General features: G+C 29.8%; 11 protein-coding genes and 1 pseudogene. 10 read left to right on the top strand and 2 right to left on the bottom strand.

Annotation, left to right across the window (positions count from 1 at the left end; translation table 11 throughout):
- Window positions 1-66: 66 nt before the first annotated feature.
- Entirely contained in the window at window positions 67-975 is a 909-nt protein-coding gene (gene holA, locus PVA18_RS04265) for a DNA polymerase III subunit delta (protein WP_231568513.1), read from the bottom strand.
- A 412-nt stretch (window positions 976-1,387) separates the two neighbouring features.
- On the opposite strand from holA, the gene PVA18_RS04260 reads away from it, so the two are divergent.
- From PVA18_RS04260 to smpB, 9 genes and pseudogenes are all read left to right on the top strand, one after another.
- A complete protein-coding gene (locus PVA18_RS04260) occupies window positions 1,388-2,620 on the top strand; it encodes a lipoprotein-releasing ABC transporter permease subunit (protein ID WP_045804963.1) in 1,233 nt (410 codons plus the stop codon).
- Between the two features lie 41 nt (window positions 2,621-2,661).
- Window positions 2,662-3,405 (top strand): hypothetical protein, encoded by a 744-nt coding sequence (locus PVA18_RS04255; protein WP_231568512.1) that lies wholly within the window; start codon window positions 2,662-2,664, stop codon window positions 3,403-3,405.
- Window positions 3,402-4,646, top strand: coding sequence for a heme biosynthesis HemY N-terminal domain-containing protein (locus PVA18_RS04250; protein WP_045804961.1), 1,245 nt, complete (start codon window positions 3,402-3,404; stop codon window positions 4,644-4,646). Before PVA18_RS04255 ends, PVA18_RS04250 begins: the two co-directional genes overlap by 4 nt.
- Before the next feature lie 5 nt (window positions 4,647-4,651).
- Window positions 4,652-4,906, top strand: a complete 255-nt coding sequence (locus PVA18_RS04245) for a DUF1467 family protein (RefSeq protein WP_045804960.1) — start codon at window positions 4,652-4,654, stop codon at window positions 4,904-4,906.
- Between the two features lie 346 nt (window positions 4,907-5,252).
- A pseudogene (atpH, locus tag PVA18_RS04240) lies at window positions 5,253-5,817 on the top strand (ATP synthase F1 subunit delta).
- Between the two features lie 2 nt (window positions 5,818-5,819).
- Window positions 5,820-7,346 carry a F0F1 ATP synthase subunit alpha gene (gene atpA / locus PVA18_RS04235; protein WP_045804958.1) on the top strand — a complete coding sequence of 509 codons (1,527 nt, stop codon included), beginning with the start codon at window positions 5,820-5,822 and terminating at the stop codon, window positions 7,344-7,346.
- A gap of 27 nt (window positions 7,347-7,373) precedes the next feature.
- Window positions 7,374-7,874, top strand: coding sequence for a transcription elongation factor GreA (gene greA, locus PVA18_RS04230; protein WP_045804957.1), 501 nt, complete (start codon window positions 7,374-7,376; stop codon window positions 7,872-7,874).
- Between the two features lie 17 nt (window positions 7,875-7,891).
- Window positions 7,892-8,530, top strand: coding sequence for a 3,4-dihydroxy-2-butanone-4-phosphate synthase (ribB, locus tag PVA18_RS04225; protein WP_045804956.1), 639 nt, complete (start codon window positions 7,892-7,894; stop codon window positions 8,528-8,530).
- 19 nt (window positions 8,531-8,549) lie between these two features.
- Window positions 8,550-8,996, top strand: coding sequence for an SsrA-binding protein SmpB (smpB, locus tag PVA18_RS04220; protein WP_045804955.1), 447 nt, complete (start codon window positions 8,550-8,552; stop codon window positions 8,994-8,996).
- An 800-nt stretch (window positions 8,997-9,796) separates the two neighbouring features.
- Here smpB and PVA18_RS04215 read toward each other — a convergent pair.
- Window positions 9,797-12,223: a valine--tRNA ligase gene (locus tag PVA18_RS04215; protein ID WP_045804954.1), complete on the bottom strand. Its 2,427-nt coding sequence runs from the start codon at window positions 12,221-12,223 to the stop codon at window positions 9,797-9,799.
- Window positions 12,224-12,816: 593 nt separating this feature from the next.
- Here PVA18_RS04215 and PVA18_RS04210 point away from each other — a divergent pair.
- Window positions 12,817-14,754 (top strand): heme lyase CcmF/NrfE family subunit, encoded by a 1,938-nt coding sequence (locus PVA18_RS04210; protein ID WP_045804953.1) that lies wholly within the window; start codon window positions 12,817-12,819, stop codon window positions 14,752-14,754.
- The last annotated feature ends 227 nt before the right edge of the window (window positions 14,755-14,981 follow it).

Genomic DNA, 14,981 nt, shown 5'->3' with positions numbered 1-14,981 from the left:
ATATATGTAGTTACATTAGGATTTCGTCTTGGAGGTGTAATGTTAATAGTATTAGTCTGTGCTATCTTATTTACTAATAATCATTGCTGTAAGATAATATTTAAATATCACTTCTTGATTTAGATCTGATTTCTTGCACTGTATTTCTATTTCTACTAATTTTCTTATTATATTGTTAACTTCGGAATGTGAGATTGCAGATATGTGTTTCTTTATTGTAGGGATTGATTTAAAAAATATAGGGGGATGTATAGATTTTAATGCCTGGTTTATTGGTTCACCGTTTTTTACGGTTCTTATTAAGTATTCTAACCTTGAAAAATATTTAATAAGAATTCTTATTAGGGCTATTGGTGTGAATTTGTTTTTAAGTAATATATCAGAGAATTTTGTGAAATTTTCTAGATTTTTTTCTGCAATGGATACACATAGATCTTCTGATACTGGGTCTAGTTCTGTCAATAAACTTTCTTGGATGTTTTGAGTTGTTAAGTTTTTATCATTACCTATATATAACATAAGTTTTTCAAGTTCCGGCTGTAGTGCATTGCAGTTTTGTGATAGAACATTGTGTAAGTACTGTAGTGTTATACTGTTGTAGTGTATTTTATTTTTCGTTAGAAAATCTGATATTATAAATGTAAGATTATCATTATCATCTTTATAACATCCTATAGAAGCAGCATTTCGTGAATTATCGTAATATTGTCTTAAGGTGGAATCAGTAGATAACTCTCCAGAAGTTATAATGACATAGTTGTTACCTATATTGTTGTTTAAAATGTGTTTTAGCTCCTGAGAGATAGATTTTTCGCCATTAACTAGTATAATCAATTTGTTTTCACAGAACATAGATATTGTGGTTAACTCTATAAATAATGTGCTAGGATTTTTGTTTACTGTAGGGAAATCAAGATTACTTATAGTAAAATCAGAATTTATATTAACATGGTTGATAATTTTTTCTTTATACATGTTAATTTTACCATAATCATTGCCATAAATAAGTATATTGTTCACAGATTGTGGTTTGTTAAAAAAGGAATATAATTTTGATGATGTAATTTTCACAACATTTATTTTACTAGAGTAAACTTAAAGATATCTCAGTAAGATATGTTTTGACAATCTATTTTAGCAGCATTTTCAAATATAACTTAATGTTCATACTTGTAGGAGTTCAGGTATTACAATGAGTATAAATCCAATATTTGTGTGAGATCTTAAATATGTTATTTTATGCTTAAATTAATAAATTTTTACATAATGTATATAGCATAGACAATATTGCTTACAAAATGTTTATAAATTATTAATTATCAGTAATGTAATTTTGTATTATCATCTTAATGATTGTAAATTAATAATATTATTTTGTTGGTGTAAGATGTGGTTTAAATTTGAATTGATGTTAGCACTACGTTATTTACAGTCTAGTAGTAGTAGATTTTTGTGTTCTATGATTACTATGTTGTCTGTAATAGGAATTACACTAGGAGTTGCTACATTAATTATAGTTATGTCTGTCATGAATGGGTTTGGAGAAAAATTGTTGAATTGTGTAGTAGGATTGAATGGTCATATAGCAATTTATTTTAATGATAATATTGATTGTGATTATCATGATATCACAAGGTTAATCAAGGAGATTCCTGGAGTGAAAGATGCTGTTTCTATTACTGAGAATCAAGCTATGATTAAGTCTAATAGTAATGTATCCGGAGTGATAGTTCGAGGTATAGAAAAGCAAGATATAGAACGTAATGATATAATAGCAAACAATATAGTTAGTGGTAGTATTTCTGAATTTAATGATGGTATTGCTATAGGTATAAAATTAGCTGAGATTTTACATGTGAATTATGGAGACAAACTTACTATTATATCATCAGAAAGTATATCTACAGTTATAGGAAACATACCGCGGATGAAAACCTATAAAGTTATTGCAATATTTGATGTTGGAATGTATGAATATGATAGTACATTAGTATATATGCCTTTACATGCGTCACAGTTGTTTTTCCGTTATGATAATAGAGTTAAAAGTATAGAAGTATCAGTTCTTGATATTAATAAGTCATCAGGAATACTGGACATAATAGAAAGTAAAACAAATATGAAGGGTGAAGATTGGAAAATGCAACAGGGCAGTTATTTTCATGCATTGAAAATTGAAAGTAATGTAATGTTTTTTATATTGACTTTAATTATAATAGTTGCAACATTTAACATTATTTCAAGCTTGTCTATATTAGTACAAGATAAAAAAGGGGCAATTGCTATAATGCGTACATTAGGTGTGACACGTTGTGGTATACTCAGGATATTTTGTATGTGTGGGTTTTTTATAGGTTTTATAGGGACAATATTAGGTTGCATAGTAGGGGTAGTAGTTTCTTTGAATATTGATAAAATTAAAAGTATATTAGAAAAAATTAGTAATAGTAATATTTTTGATCCTATAATTTACTTTTTTGATACCTTGCCTTCTGTTTTATTAGTAGAAGATGTGGTAAAAATATCATTGTTATCGTTGTTTCTATCTTTAACTGCAGCTATGCTTCCTGCTAGAAAAGCTGCTTGTCAAGATCCAGCAGATATTTTACGGCATGAGTAGGGGTTAATATGATAATGAGGGCAGTATGGGGGTGGTTTTTTATGATTTTGATAGCCACTTCTTGTTCTATATGTGCTGTTTTTTCTTATTTAGATGTAAAAAAAGACCTGGCTGAATTTAGTCAGCAGTATAGAAAAGTGATGGAAAATGATGTACGGTCTGTTTTAGTACAGGTAAATCAGAGTTTGCTTAATTCATATTTAAGCAAACAAAAGGAAAATTGTCCCGTGCAACGTATAATTACGTCAGAAGATAATGATATTATAAGCTGTTCTAGTGAAGAATGGCTTGCAAAGCTCTTGTTGTCTGTCATTAATTTAAAAGAGGCATTTTTAGGGGATATATCAGTAAAAAGTATAATTTACTCAATAAAGCCTATGTTACTTAAACTTGATGATAATAAAATTAGTGAGGCTGTGGCTGAGATTGAAAGGTTGGATAGCAAAAAATTGACTACATTCAGTAGATTGAAATTCTCATTCAAAAAAATAGCTCATGAGTTACATTATTTGCGTTCTAATATGGTCCAAAAAGTTTTTTTTAAATGGATTGTAGTAAAAAATCAGCAAGATGTACTGCTTCATAATTTAAAAGAAGTAGAGAGCTATCTTGATGCTAGTCTTTGGAGTGATGCATTAAACTTCTCTAAAAAGGAATTGTCATCTGTTGCAGAATTAGAACTATGGATACAACAGCTAGAAGATATAGTATCTATGGAAAAGAACATATTAGTAATATATGATCAGTTATCAAAATATATAATTAAGTTACCTGGTGTTTCATGATTACAAGCGTTTTAATCTTTGTTGTTGTTGCACTTATTGTAGGATTATGGGGAGTAGATTGCGATGGTATTATCAGAATAGATTGGTTGGGCTATGATATTGAAATAAATATCCTTTTTGCATTGTTTATCGTTGCTGTTATTTTCTTTCTTTTAATTCTGCTAGTACGAGTTATTTTTTGTCTTTCTCGATGTGTATATAGGTATGGAAGGAATTTGCAGAGTAAAAAAATGACCTTATTAGAACAAGGTTATATGTATTTAAATTGTGGAGATATTGAAAGAGCGGAAAAAAATATAATAAAGCTAGGGAATTTTAATCATCCATCTTTATTTTTATTAAAAGGAAGGATTTGTTTTGATAATAAAAGGTATACATTAGCTGAGAAATATTTTGCTCAATTTACAAAGGTTGTACCGGTGATAGATACATCATTGGGTGTATACTTGTTGAGTGTTATTATGCAAATACAAGATCAAATCCAACAGCTGAGTTTACTTAGGAAAATGCTAGAAATTTTTTACAAACAATCGTGGTCAACTATTTTTAAGTTAGAAATATATCGCATTTCTAGGGATTGGAGTAATGCGATTGAGGAAATGAAGAAGGTAATGAAATTAAGGATAAGTTTACCCTATAATATGCAAGAAATGCTTAGTATATTTTATTATGCTTTAGCAAAACAATATTATGATCTTCAAAAATATGATGGTGGTTTAAAGGTACTTGATAACATTAAGAATTGTTCACAGCATCATAGTACTGCTGTTACATTACTTAAAGCTCAGTTTTATATGGATACTCATAGAAAACGTAAAGCAGTGAGTATTCTTGAACACGAATACCGTATTAATCCGCATCCTGATATTGCAAATTTCTATTTAGACATCATGCAACATAATAGTCATGCTGTACATAAGTTATACGGCTTTAATACTGGATATTACTTTAGTATATATCTTATAGCACAGGATGCTATAAATTTAGGTGAGTATGATGCAGCGATGAAATATTTAAATCATAGTTTCAAGACTCAAACTTATATTTCTTTATACTTTTTAATGCTGAAGCTAAAAGTATTATCGCAAGATCATAGTGAGCTCTTGTATTGGGTGGATAAAATTACTAAAGATGCTATAGCAGATAAACGTTGGAACTGTGCAAAGTGTAAGTATACTTCTAAACGTTGGCATTATGAATGTGATCATTGTAAAGGTTTTAATACCATAATTTGGACTTAAGTTGTATGGTTATTGAAAATATTGTATTTTTTATAGTATCTTGGTGGGTTATTTTATTTTTAATATTACCTATAAAGGTTAAAGTTTCTGATAATCCAGTAGTTGGTGTTGCGAGCAGTGCTCCTATTGAATCTTATTTGTTCATTAAGTCAATAATTGCAACTGTCACATCGGCATTACTGACTGGATTGTATGTTTATTTAAAAATTAAAGGATACATAGATTTTGAATATATATATGATCTAATCACTTTTATATAAGGACATGGAACTGTAATCAAAGCTTCAGTTTGTATAACATGTACGTACTGAATTGGTTTAGTTAGGATGTTGCTTGAATGTATAAATACTAATTTTTTAGATTGAAATTGATGTCTTAGTACATTATAGTGTATTTTTTATTAAATGATATATCCATTGTTTGCAAATCAGTAAGGTATTTTGTAAATGAGAAAGTGTTATTATTAGGTGAGGAATTTTGAGTATTTATAAGTATAAGTGTTTAGGGGAATAACCTGTTATCTTATTTATTAAGATATAAAATACTTGACTGGTGCTGCTATAATGTATAACATTTTGCTGTTTTTTATGTTTCCTTTAAAAGCTTATGATTCAATATAGAGGTGGACATTTGGCATCTTGTTATGCTCAAGCATTGTTTAGTGTATCAGATAATGTAGACTCTATTTGTAAAAGTGTAAAGTTTGTTATGAATCTTTTTGAGATTTCTGATGATGTCTTTCTATTTTTATCTAGTCCTAGAGTATTAAGAGAGCACAAGATAGAGCTTATTAAAGTAATAGAAAATTATATTGACTCTATATTAGTCAGGTTTATGTTGGTTGTTATTGAAAATAATAGAGGGAATATATTACTGCAAGTTTTTGATACATTTCTTGATTTAGTAAAAAAACATAATAGAGAAGTGGATATCTCCGTTACTTCATGTGCTTTACTAACAAAGCAAGAAAAAGATGGTATATGTAATGTATTATTTGAGAAGTATGGGAAAGTTGTTAGTGTAACAAACAATATAGATCCTAATATTTTAGGTGGTTTTATTATTAGGGTGAATTTTGACGTGATAGATGTGTCATTAAATAGTTATTTACAAAGTTTACGAGAACTTAGTAAAATGGCTATACGTAGTATAAGTGAATAGTAAGGTATAATAATGAATAATACTATATCTCCAGGTGAAGTGTTAAAAGTTATTAAGGAGCGTATTGAGAATTTTGATAATCAAGTAAAGTCTGATAGTGTAGGTGAGGTTATATCTATTAAAGATGGTATAGCTTTAGTATATGGATTAGAAAAAGCGAAATTTGGAGAAGTGATAGTTTTTGCTAATGGTATTACAGGTATGGTATTAGGATTAGATTGTGATACTGCTAGTATAGTTGTATTTGGTGACGAAAGAAGTGTTGGGGAAGGTGATACTGCAAAATGTACAGGGAAATTGATGGATGTTCCTGTTGGATTAGAATTATTAGGAAGAGTAGTTGATGCATTAGGTAATCCTATTGATGGTCTTGGTAATATTGATAGTAATGTTAGATTGCCAGTAGAAATTAAGGCTCCAGGTATTATTGCAAGACAATCTGTTACTGAACCTTTGCAGACTGGTATTAAAATTATAGATATGTTAATACCAATAGGACGTGGACAACGTGAGTTAATTATAGGCGATAGAAAGACAGGAAAAACTGCAATAGCAATTGATACTATTATTAATCAGAAAGCACATAATGATACAGCTTCAGAAAAGAAGAAAGTCTACTGTGTTTATGTTGCAATAGGACAGAAAAATTCTTCTGTTGCAAGAATAGTTGACAAGTTACGTGTCAGTGGAGCTTTAGAATATACAATTGTTGTTGCTGCTGGAGCTTCGGATACTGTATCGTTGCAATATCTTGCACCATATGCTGCTTGTGCAATGGGAGAATTTTTCAGAGATAATGGCATGCACTGTTTGATTGTGTATGATGATCTATCAAAACATGCTGTTGCTTATAGACAAATGTCTTTATTATTAAGACGTCCTCCAGGTCGTGAAGCATATCCTGGTGATGTGTTTTTCTTACATTCTAGGTTATTAGAAAGAGCAGCTAAAATGTCTGATAAAGAGGGAGGTGGTTCATTGACTGCTTTACCAATAATTGAAACGCAGGCTGGGGATGTATCTGCTTATGTTCCAACTAATGTAATTTCGATTACTGATGGTCAAATTTTTCTTGAGTCTGAAATTTTTTATAAAGGATTCCGCCCAGCTGTAAATGTTGGGTTATCTGTTTCAAGGGTAGGTTCTGCTGCACAAACTAAATCTGTAAAAAAAGTTTCAGGTTCTGTGAAATTAAGTTTGGCACAGTATAGAGAGTTAGAAGATTTTGCAAAATTTGGATCTGATATTGATGTACATTCTAAAAAAGTATTAGATAGAGGTAGGAGAATGATGGAATTGTTGAAACAAAAACAATATTCTCCGTTATCTGTAGCGGAACAAGTTGCTGTGATATTTGCTGGTACAAGTGGTTGTTTAGATGGTATTAGCGTAAATAATGTAAGTAAATTTGAAGAAATACTTTTGAAAGAACTTAATGAAAATTATCCAGATGTTTTGGATGGTATATTAAATAATTTTACTGATGATGTAAAAGACTTGTTGTTAGATATTATAGGTAAGATTACTTCTAAGTTTTGAGTAGTTCTGTATTATTAGGTATGGCTTATGAATGACTATATAAATGCGAGATTTCCTATTACAAAAAGTGGATTTGAAAAACTTGAGTTAGAGTTAGAGTCATTAAAACATGAGAGACCTAAGATTATTAAGTCTATTTCCGAAGCACGAGAATTGGGGGATTTATCTGAAAATGCGGAATATCATGCTGCTCGTGAAAGGCAAGGATTAGTAGAAAGTAAAATAATGGAGTTAGAATCAAAAAAATCTAGGGCTGAAGTTATAGATGTTTCAAGTTTGTCTGGAGATACTGTTATGTTTGGGGCAACTGTGACTATGTCTATATATGATGAACAAACTGGTAATACTGATGAAGTAGTTTATCAGATTGTTGGTGAATATGAAGCTGATATTTCAAAACAAATGATTTCAATAAAATCTCCTTTAGTTGTATCTTTATTAGGGAAAAAAGAAGGTGATATTGTAGAAGTTAAAACTCCAAAAGGTGATTATAGAATATATAAGATTATAAAGATTGAATTTATATAAAGAAGGTGAGAGGATTAATGGGTATTATTGTATCAGAAAGTTCAAGTTTTATCTCTCCTATAGAGCATATTATTGAAGATGCCAAACAAGGTAAAGTGTTTATTCTAATTGATGATGAGCAGAGGGAAAATGAAGGTGATTTGGTAGTTTTGGCGGAGAAAATAACGAGTGATGTAATTAATTTTATGATAACTCATGGTAGTGGTATTGTATGTTTATCTATTACGGAAGATTTCATGTATAAATTGGGATTAGAATTTATGCCGAAGCGGCATGTTAATGATAATAGTGCATCTTTTGCAACTTCTATAGATGCTCGTTATGGTATTACAACTGGTGTTTCTGCTCATGATAGAGCCCATACTATACTTACAGTTGTCAATGAAAATGTTACAAAAGATGATTTTGTAACACCTGGACATATCTTTCCTATTGTTTCTAAAAAAGGTGGGGTATTGGAAAGGTCTGGTCATACAGAAGCAAGTGTTGAAATCGCAAAAATTGCAGGATCAGCTCCAATAGCTGTAGTGTGTGAATTAATGAATTCTGATGGAACAATGTCAAGAATGCCTGATATTATAGAATTTTCTCAGCGTCATAATATTAAAGTTACTAGTATAGATAAACTTATTCAATATGTAAAAGCAAATTGGTAATTGGGAGTACAATTTTTCTGTGGATATTATAGTTGAAAATCGTAAAGTAAGATTTAATTATTTTATTATTCAGGAATTTGATGCTGGTATTGTATTGATTGGCAGTGAGGTAAAGTCTTTGCGACAGAGAAAAGTAAGTATAGCTGAAGCATATGTTACTGAGAGAAATATGGAGTTATGGTTATGTAATCTGCATATTTCAGAGTATAATCACGCAAGTACTAGAAATCATAGTCCTACTAGGCCTAGGAAGCTGTTATTGAAGAAAAAGCAAATATATAAAATATCTGGAAATATGAAGAATGATGGTTTTACTGTTGTGCCATTGTTTTTATATTTTAATAATAAAGGATTAGCGAAAGTTAAGATTGTGATTGTAAAAGGCAAGAAGCTTCATGATAAAAGAGAAACTATCAAAACTAGGGATTGGAATAGACAAAAAAGTCGAGTATTACGTGGTGATTGATGTGGTATTAAGAATGTGAACGATTCATATATATGTATATGTAAAGCTTATCACTCTAAATTTTTAAAATGGGAAAGGAAAACAACATATAGTGGTTAGCGATGTAGAAGCTTCATGTCTAAAAAAGGGGTATAATATTTATGCTTTGTTTGTTTCTGTAGAATCTTATAAATTGAGTTGTGTTAGATTGTTTTATTTATTGTTTATAGTGAGTATGTTACAGATGTTTTGAAGTATCGTGTATTTTTTTATACAGTAATGCTTATTTAGAATCAATTTGTAGCATAAACGAAGTAGTTTGTGTTCTGCATAATTTGGAATTTATATATCAATATGTTTTATTATAAAGTACTCTCTATATAATGTCTTTGTTTGTTGTGTTGGATTAAGGAAAGAAAATGTCCTGCCAAAATGTAGTACAGTGAATCATTAAAGTTATTTGTAACTTTATCCTTTTAACAATAGGAAGTGATGTTGGTGGAGAGGATTGCAATGTATACTTTTAGTTTTTACAGTGTTCATATTTATTACAACATGTAATTTACTAGGTGTTTTACTTACATAGGGTTTATTGTTGCCATATTGCAGTAACATTTACAATATCTATGGTAGGTATTGAATTTAATATAGCAAGAGAGTTTTAAAAGGGGGTTCCTAGTATTATAGATTCGGTCCAAGATGGTTTTATTGAGGTTATTTATATACTGTGTAATTTTATAATCCCTCAAGGTTGTCTTCTTGCTAATTGTAACATAACACATGCTGTATTGTATTAATCTTTGTGTAAAGCAACTTAGATCTTACTCGTTAGCAAATTCTGCAGATACTAGAAATTTTTCTTCATTAGCATCAATTATTGGTTTATTAATATAGACTATGTGGTCAGCATTACAGACGGCTTTTAAATCATTTTCTAATGAACTAGGGAAATTACAATTCTGATTGCTACTGATGGTTAGTTTATTGATTTTATATTTAACAGATAATTGAGCATTTGCTTTTATTTTTCGTACTTGATTAAGAATTTCTATAAAGTCTTCTCCTAATAATGCATCTGACTCATTATACAAACCTGCATCTGCAATAGGCCAATTATTGTGGTTATGAATTGAATTGTTATTGCTATAAAGTGTGTTGTATATTTCTTCTGTAATATATGGCATAAAAGGTGCTAACATTTTGAGTAATTCTCTTAACACGAAGGATAGAGTATGTATTGCGCTTAGGGTTTCTTGGCGGTTAACCTTTCCATATGCTCTTTTCTTAGATAACTCGAGATAATTATCACAGAAATCTTGCCAAAAAAAAGATTCTATGTATTCAAGCGCTATACAATATTTAAAAGAGTTAAAACTTTCTGTTGCTTTAATGATGACTTTGTATAATTTTGACAGTATCCACTTATCCATTGTTTCTGTTATGTATCGTAAATCTACTTCCGAATACTGACTGACAAACATTGAAACAAATTTACTTGCATTCCAAAGCTTAGTAGTAAACCTCTTGCCTAATTTTAGAATTTCACTAGAAAATGTAGTGTCTGCTCCTAGTTTAGAGTTGGCAGCCCAGTAACGTACTACATCTGCTCCGTATTCTTCCAGAAGTTTATTTGGAATTAAAACATTTCCCTTTGATTTACTCATTTTTGTTTTATCTTCTGCAAGGCACCATCCACTAATCATAATGTTTTTCCACGGTATATCATTGTTGTGGTAATAGGCTTGTAGAATGGTATAAAATGCCCAAGACCTTATAATTTCATGACTTTGAGCTCGTAAATTGGCAGGTATTGTAGATGTATTATGGAATTGAATAGATAACGAGCTAGTAGCCCAAGTGTCCATTACATCAGTGTCTGCTTCTACTTCTGTATCTTGATATCCTTCAGGTAAATCGTTTATCGGATCTACTGGCAGTGTATTAATATCAGGCAAGATAACCTTTCCAGCTTCTTTTTTAGAATACCAAACTGGAAATGGTACTCCAAAGTATCTTTGACGTGATATACACCAATCCCAATTTAATCTTTCTATCCAAATTTCTATGTGTTTACGCATCGACTTTGGATGCCAGTTAATTTTTTGTACTTGTTGTAATAGTTCTTGCTTTATTTCTACTACTTTAATAAACCATTGATGGCTTAATAGTATTTCAATAGGTGCTCCTGATCTTTCTGCACATTTAACGTTATGAATAATTTCTTGTTTATGTCTTAGTAAATTATTCTGATCTAGTATTTCAAGGATTAATTCTCTAGCCTTTATTATCGATAACCCATGTAATTGGTTACATACGCTTTGTCCTTGGGTTGTATTGCTACTGAGATTATATATAATACCTGATTTACTAATGATAATTTTAGTATCTAGATTGTGCTTATTCCACCAGTATACATCCATTTCATCTCCGAATGTGCAACACATTACAAGACCAGTTCCTTTGTCTATTTTTACTTGGTCATCTGGCAATATTTTTACTTTATTGCCAAATATTGGTACTATTGCACTTTGCCCGAAAAGATGTTTGTATCTTGTGTCTGAAGGATGGAAAAATACAGCAACACAAGCTGGCATAAGTTCTGGACGAGTTGTTGCAATATTTATTGGAATACCTGTCTCTGTAGCAAATGTGATTGTATTCATAAAAGATGATATCTCATTTTCTTCAACTTCAGCACGTGCTATGGCTGTTTTGTCAATGCAATCCCAGAATATAGGTTGTAATTTTCTGTATAATTTTCCTTTGTTATATAAGTTTATGAATGATGCTTGAGATATTTTTTGTATGTTTTCACTTATTGTATGGTACTCTAAATCCCAATCATAGCTAATTCCGATGGATTGAAAAAGTTGTTTAAATTGTATTCTAAATTCGTGTGATACTTGTCTACATATTGTATTAAATTCTTTACGGCTAATATCTGTAGCACGTATTTTCTTTGTTTTTTCTACTAACCGTTCTGTTGGTAAACCATTATCATCGAATCCTATAGGATAAAATACATCTTTTCCAAGCATGCGCTGATATCTTGCAATAAAATCTGTATGACAATAACTAAAAACATGCCCTATATGTAATTGTCCAGATATTGTTGGAGGAGGAGTATCAATTACAAATTGATTGTTCCCTGAATTTTTCCATTTGTATAGTTTTGTCGTGTTCCAAATTGTGTTATATTTTGTCTCTATATTTTTGAATTCGTATTTATTATTGAAAATAGGCTGCATTATAAAATATTTTACTTACTTTTCTCTTCCAAGTATAGAGAATTGCTAGTCTTGAAACAATGATAATTTTATTAATATACTGATGTAATTTTTATACTAACTATATTAGTGTAATTGTACTATAGCAATGTATTGTTATTAGTTAAATTGACAAAAGAACATTATAACTACTTAATATTATTTTAATTGTAATAGTGATTTGCTCTGGAATTTGGTGAATACTATAATAGTTTTATCATTGAAGGTGAATTACATAGAAGCATTTATATTATCCAACACCATTGTTTGTATTGCATAAGTTTTGTTGATTGTTTTTTACTGAAGGAATTTTTGTATTTTATTGTGTAAGGTTAATGTATAGTTTAGTGATTTTCTGATCTTTATGAAATGCATAATTAATGCTGATGTTGTAAAATGATGTTCTTAATATTGGTTGATCAAATGTTCTGAGCTTACATTGTGGTATACCTCTAATACTTAACTTACTACAGTTGTTTTTTGACTTTAAGACCAATAAAGCTACGCTTTGCAAGTTTTTATGAAGGTCTTATAATGAATAGTTTTTATTTTTTAAGTATTGTTAAAAATTTATAATGATTAATTTAATAGAGCTTCCGCTTTTGATAGTGTGTATATTTTCAATAGTTTATCCACTTATTGTTAATATATCTTTTTGCTGGTCAAAAGTGCTTACAGTATTGATATTTGTGCTGACAAGTGCTTCTGTAGGATTATTGTTGTATATACACATTATTGATGATTTTTCATTCTGTAATGTGTACTACAATTCACATACAACTAAGCCTTTATTATATAAGATATTTGGTATTTGGGGTAATTATGAAGGCTCTATCTTATTATGGGTGTGGGTAATAAGTCTATATAGTTTTTTATTAGAAATTTTTCTTGATGAAGATGATTTCAAAAGAATATCTGTATCAATACAACATATGATTAACTTTGGTTTTTTGTTGGTTACTTTATTGGTAGCTAATCCTTTTATGAAGATGTCTACTATTGAATACGAAGGATTGGGTTTTAATCCTATATTACAAGATATTGGGTTAATGGTGCATCCTCCTATTTTATATTTAGGGTATGTAGGATTTAGCGTAGTATTCTCTTTTGCTATGGCTGGTGTTATTACTCAAAAAGATAGTGTAAGATGGGCAGTAGTTATAAACAGGTGGGCTCTGATTGCATGGTCTTTTTTAACTTTAGGAATAGGGTTAGGTAGTTGGTGGGCATATAGAGAGTTAGGTTGGGGTGGATTTTGGTTTTGGGATCCGGTTGAAAATGCCTCACTTATGCCATGGTTGTTAGGAACAGCTTTAATTCATTTGCTGCCTTTAGTTAAAAAATTTAATATGTTTTATAATTCCGCGGTTTTGTTATCAATTTGTTCGTTTGTGATGAGTCTAATTGGAACGTTTTTAGTAAGGTCTGGTGTTTTAATTTCTGTTCATGCTTTTACTAATGATCCAGAAAGTGGATTCTATATATTAGTGTTAATTGGTATGATAATTAGTAGTGGAATGATGAGTTTTATTTGTTTTTCAAAGAAACCTCAGGGAAAAAAATATAATTTTTTGTTTTTGTCAAAGGTTACAATGTTGCTGTTTAACAATGTTCTACTGTTAACAGCGTTTACTATAGTATTTATTGGAACTATATATCCTATAGTCTTAGAGTTTATTACTGGAGATGTTATTGCTATAGGTGCACCATATTATAATTCTTTGTTTAATTATTTAATATTTTGTACTTTGTTACTAATGATAGTCAGCTTAGGATTAGATAAGGAAAGAAATAAAATTTTGATAGAAAATTTTAAGTTTTCTGGACTTATTACTTTGTTAATTTTTCCTTTTATTATGGATAATAATTTTTTCATTATTTTAATACTTCTATTATCAGTTTTGTTATTTTTGTCGATATTAGAGGCATATTGTAGGAAGGTGAAAATATTTGTAGTACCGTTTTGTGATACTGTAAAATTAGCTAAATCTTGTTCTAAAAAGTATTATGCTATGCTAGTAGCGCATATAGGTGTTGCTGTTTTTATGTTTGGAGTAATTGCTTCTACTGTGTGGGGTGAAACCTATGAGCTTTATATGAAGGAAAATAGTTCCATTAATGTGAAAAATTTTCAAGTTATTTTATCTAGATTATCTTTTATAAGAAATGAGAATTACAATGCTATCCGTGGAAAATTTTTAATAGTAAAGTCTGGTGAAGTATTGGGTAAGATATTTCCTGAAAATAGGTTCTATATAGTTGAAGGAATAAGGAATACTGAAAGTGCTATATATAGGCAGTGGTTGTCTGATATTTATATCGTTATTGGTGATATAGATAAAGCAAGAGGCATAGCGGTGAAAGTATATTATAAACCTTGTATAAATTTAATATGGATGGGGTTCTTGCTAATAGCATTTGGTGGTATTGTAGGACTGTTTTCTGGTGGTATTGTTACAGGGAAATCTTTAATGCTTGAAGCGTCAAAAGCCAATAATCCTTCTTGTGTATAAAAAATATGCAGTTATATGGTTATGGATGTGAAAATTCAAGTATGTTGTTAGATTCTATTCTTTTAGGATAGCATGGAATTATAAGAATGATTAAGTTGTTTCTTCCTCAATAAAATTGTTTTATAAGTAATATAGCATAATTTTTATCGATGATAGATGATTTCTAGCACATGATGTATCACTGTAAGTAGAATATTCTTAAAAGTTTATGTGTAAAAGATATGGTA

This window comes from Ehrlichia muris subsp. eauclairensis, assembly GCF_051097115.1.
Taxonomy (GTDB): Bacteria; Pseudomonadota; Alphaproteobacteria; order Rickettsiales; family Anaplasmataceae; genus Ehrlichia; species Ehrlichia muris.
This window is presented reverse-complemented; position numbering and strand designations above follow the sequence as displayed.

What these genes read in the sequence shown, in the direction of transcription:
- PVA18_RS04245 (WP_045804960.1), top strand. Translation starts at nt 4,652, where the DNA reads ATGGTTATTGAAAATATTGTATTTTTTATAGTATCTTGGTGGGTTATT.
- atpA (WP_045804958.1), top strand. Translation starts at nt 5,820, where the DNA reads ATGAATAATACTATATCTCCAGGTGAAGTGTTAAAAGTTATTAAGGAG.
- PVA18_RS04210 (WP_045804953.1), top strand. Translation starts at nt 12,817, where the DNA reads ATGATTAATTTAATAGAGCTTCCGCTTTTGATAGTGTGTATATTTTCA.
- PVA18_RS04215 (WP_045804954.1), bottom strand. Translation starts at nt 12,223, where the DNA reads ATGCAGCCTATTTTCAATAATAAATACGAATTCAAAAATATAGAGACA.
- PVA18_RS04260 (WP_045804963.1), top strand. Translation starts at nt 1,388, where the DNA reads ATGTGGTTTAAATTTGAATTGATGTTAGCACTACGTTATTTACAGTCT.
- greA (WP_045804957.1), top strand. Translation starts at nt 7,374, where the DNA reads ATGAATGACTATATAAATGCGAGATTTCCTATTACAAAAAGTGGATTT.
- PVA18_RS04250 (WP_045804961.1), top strand. Translation starts at nt 3,402, where the DNA reads ATGATTACAAGCGTTTTAATCTTTGTTGTTGTTGCACTTATTGTAGGA.
- PVA18_RS04255 (WP_231568512.1), top strand. Translation starts at nt 2,662, where the DNA reads ATGATTTTGATAGCCACTTCTTGTTCTATATGTGCTGTTTTTTCTTAT.
- ribB (WP_045804956.1), top strand. Translation starts at nt 7,892, where the DNA reads ATGGGTATTATTGTATCAGAAAGTTCAAGTTTTATCTCTCCTATAGAG.
- holA (WP_231568513.1), bottom strand. Translation starts at nt 975, where the DNA reads ATGTATAAAGAAAAAATTATCAACCATGTTAATATAAATTCTGATTTT.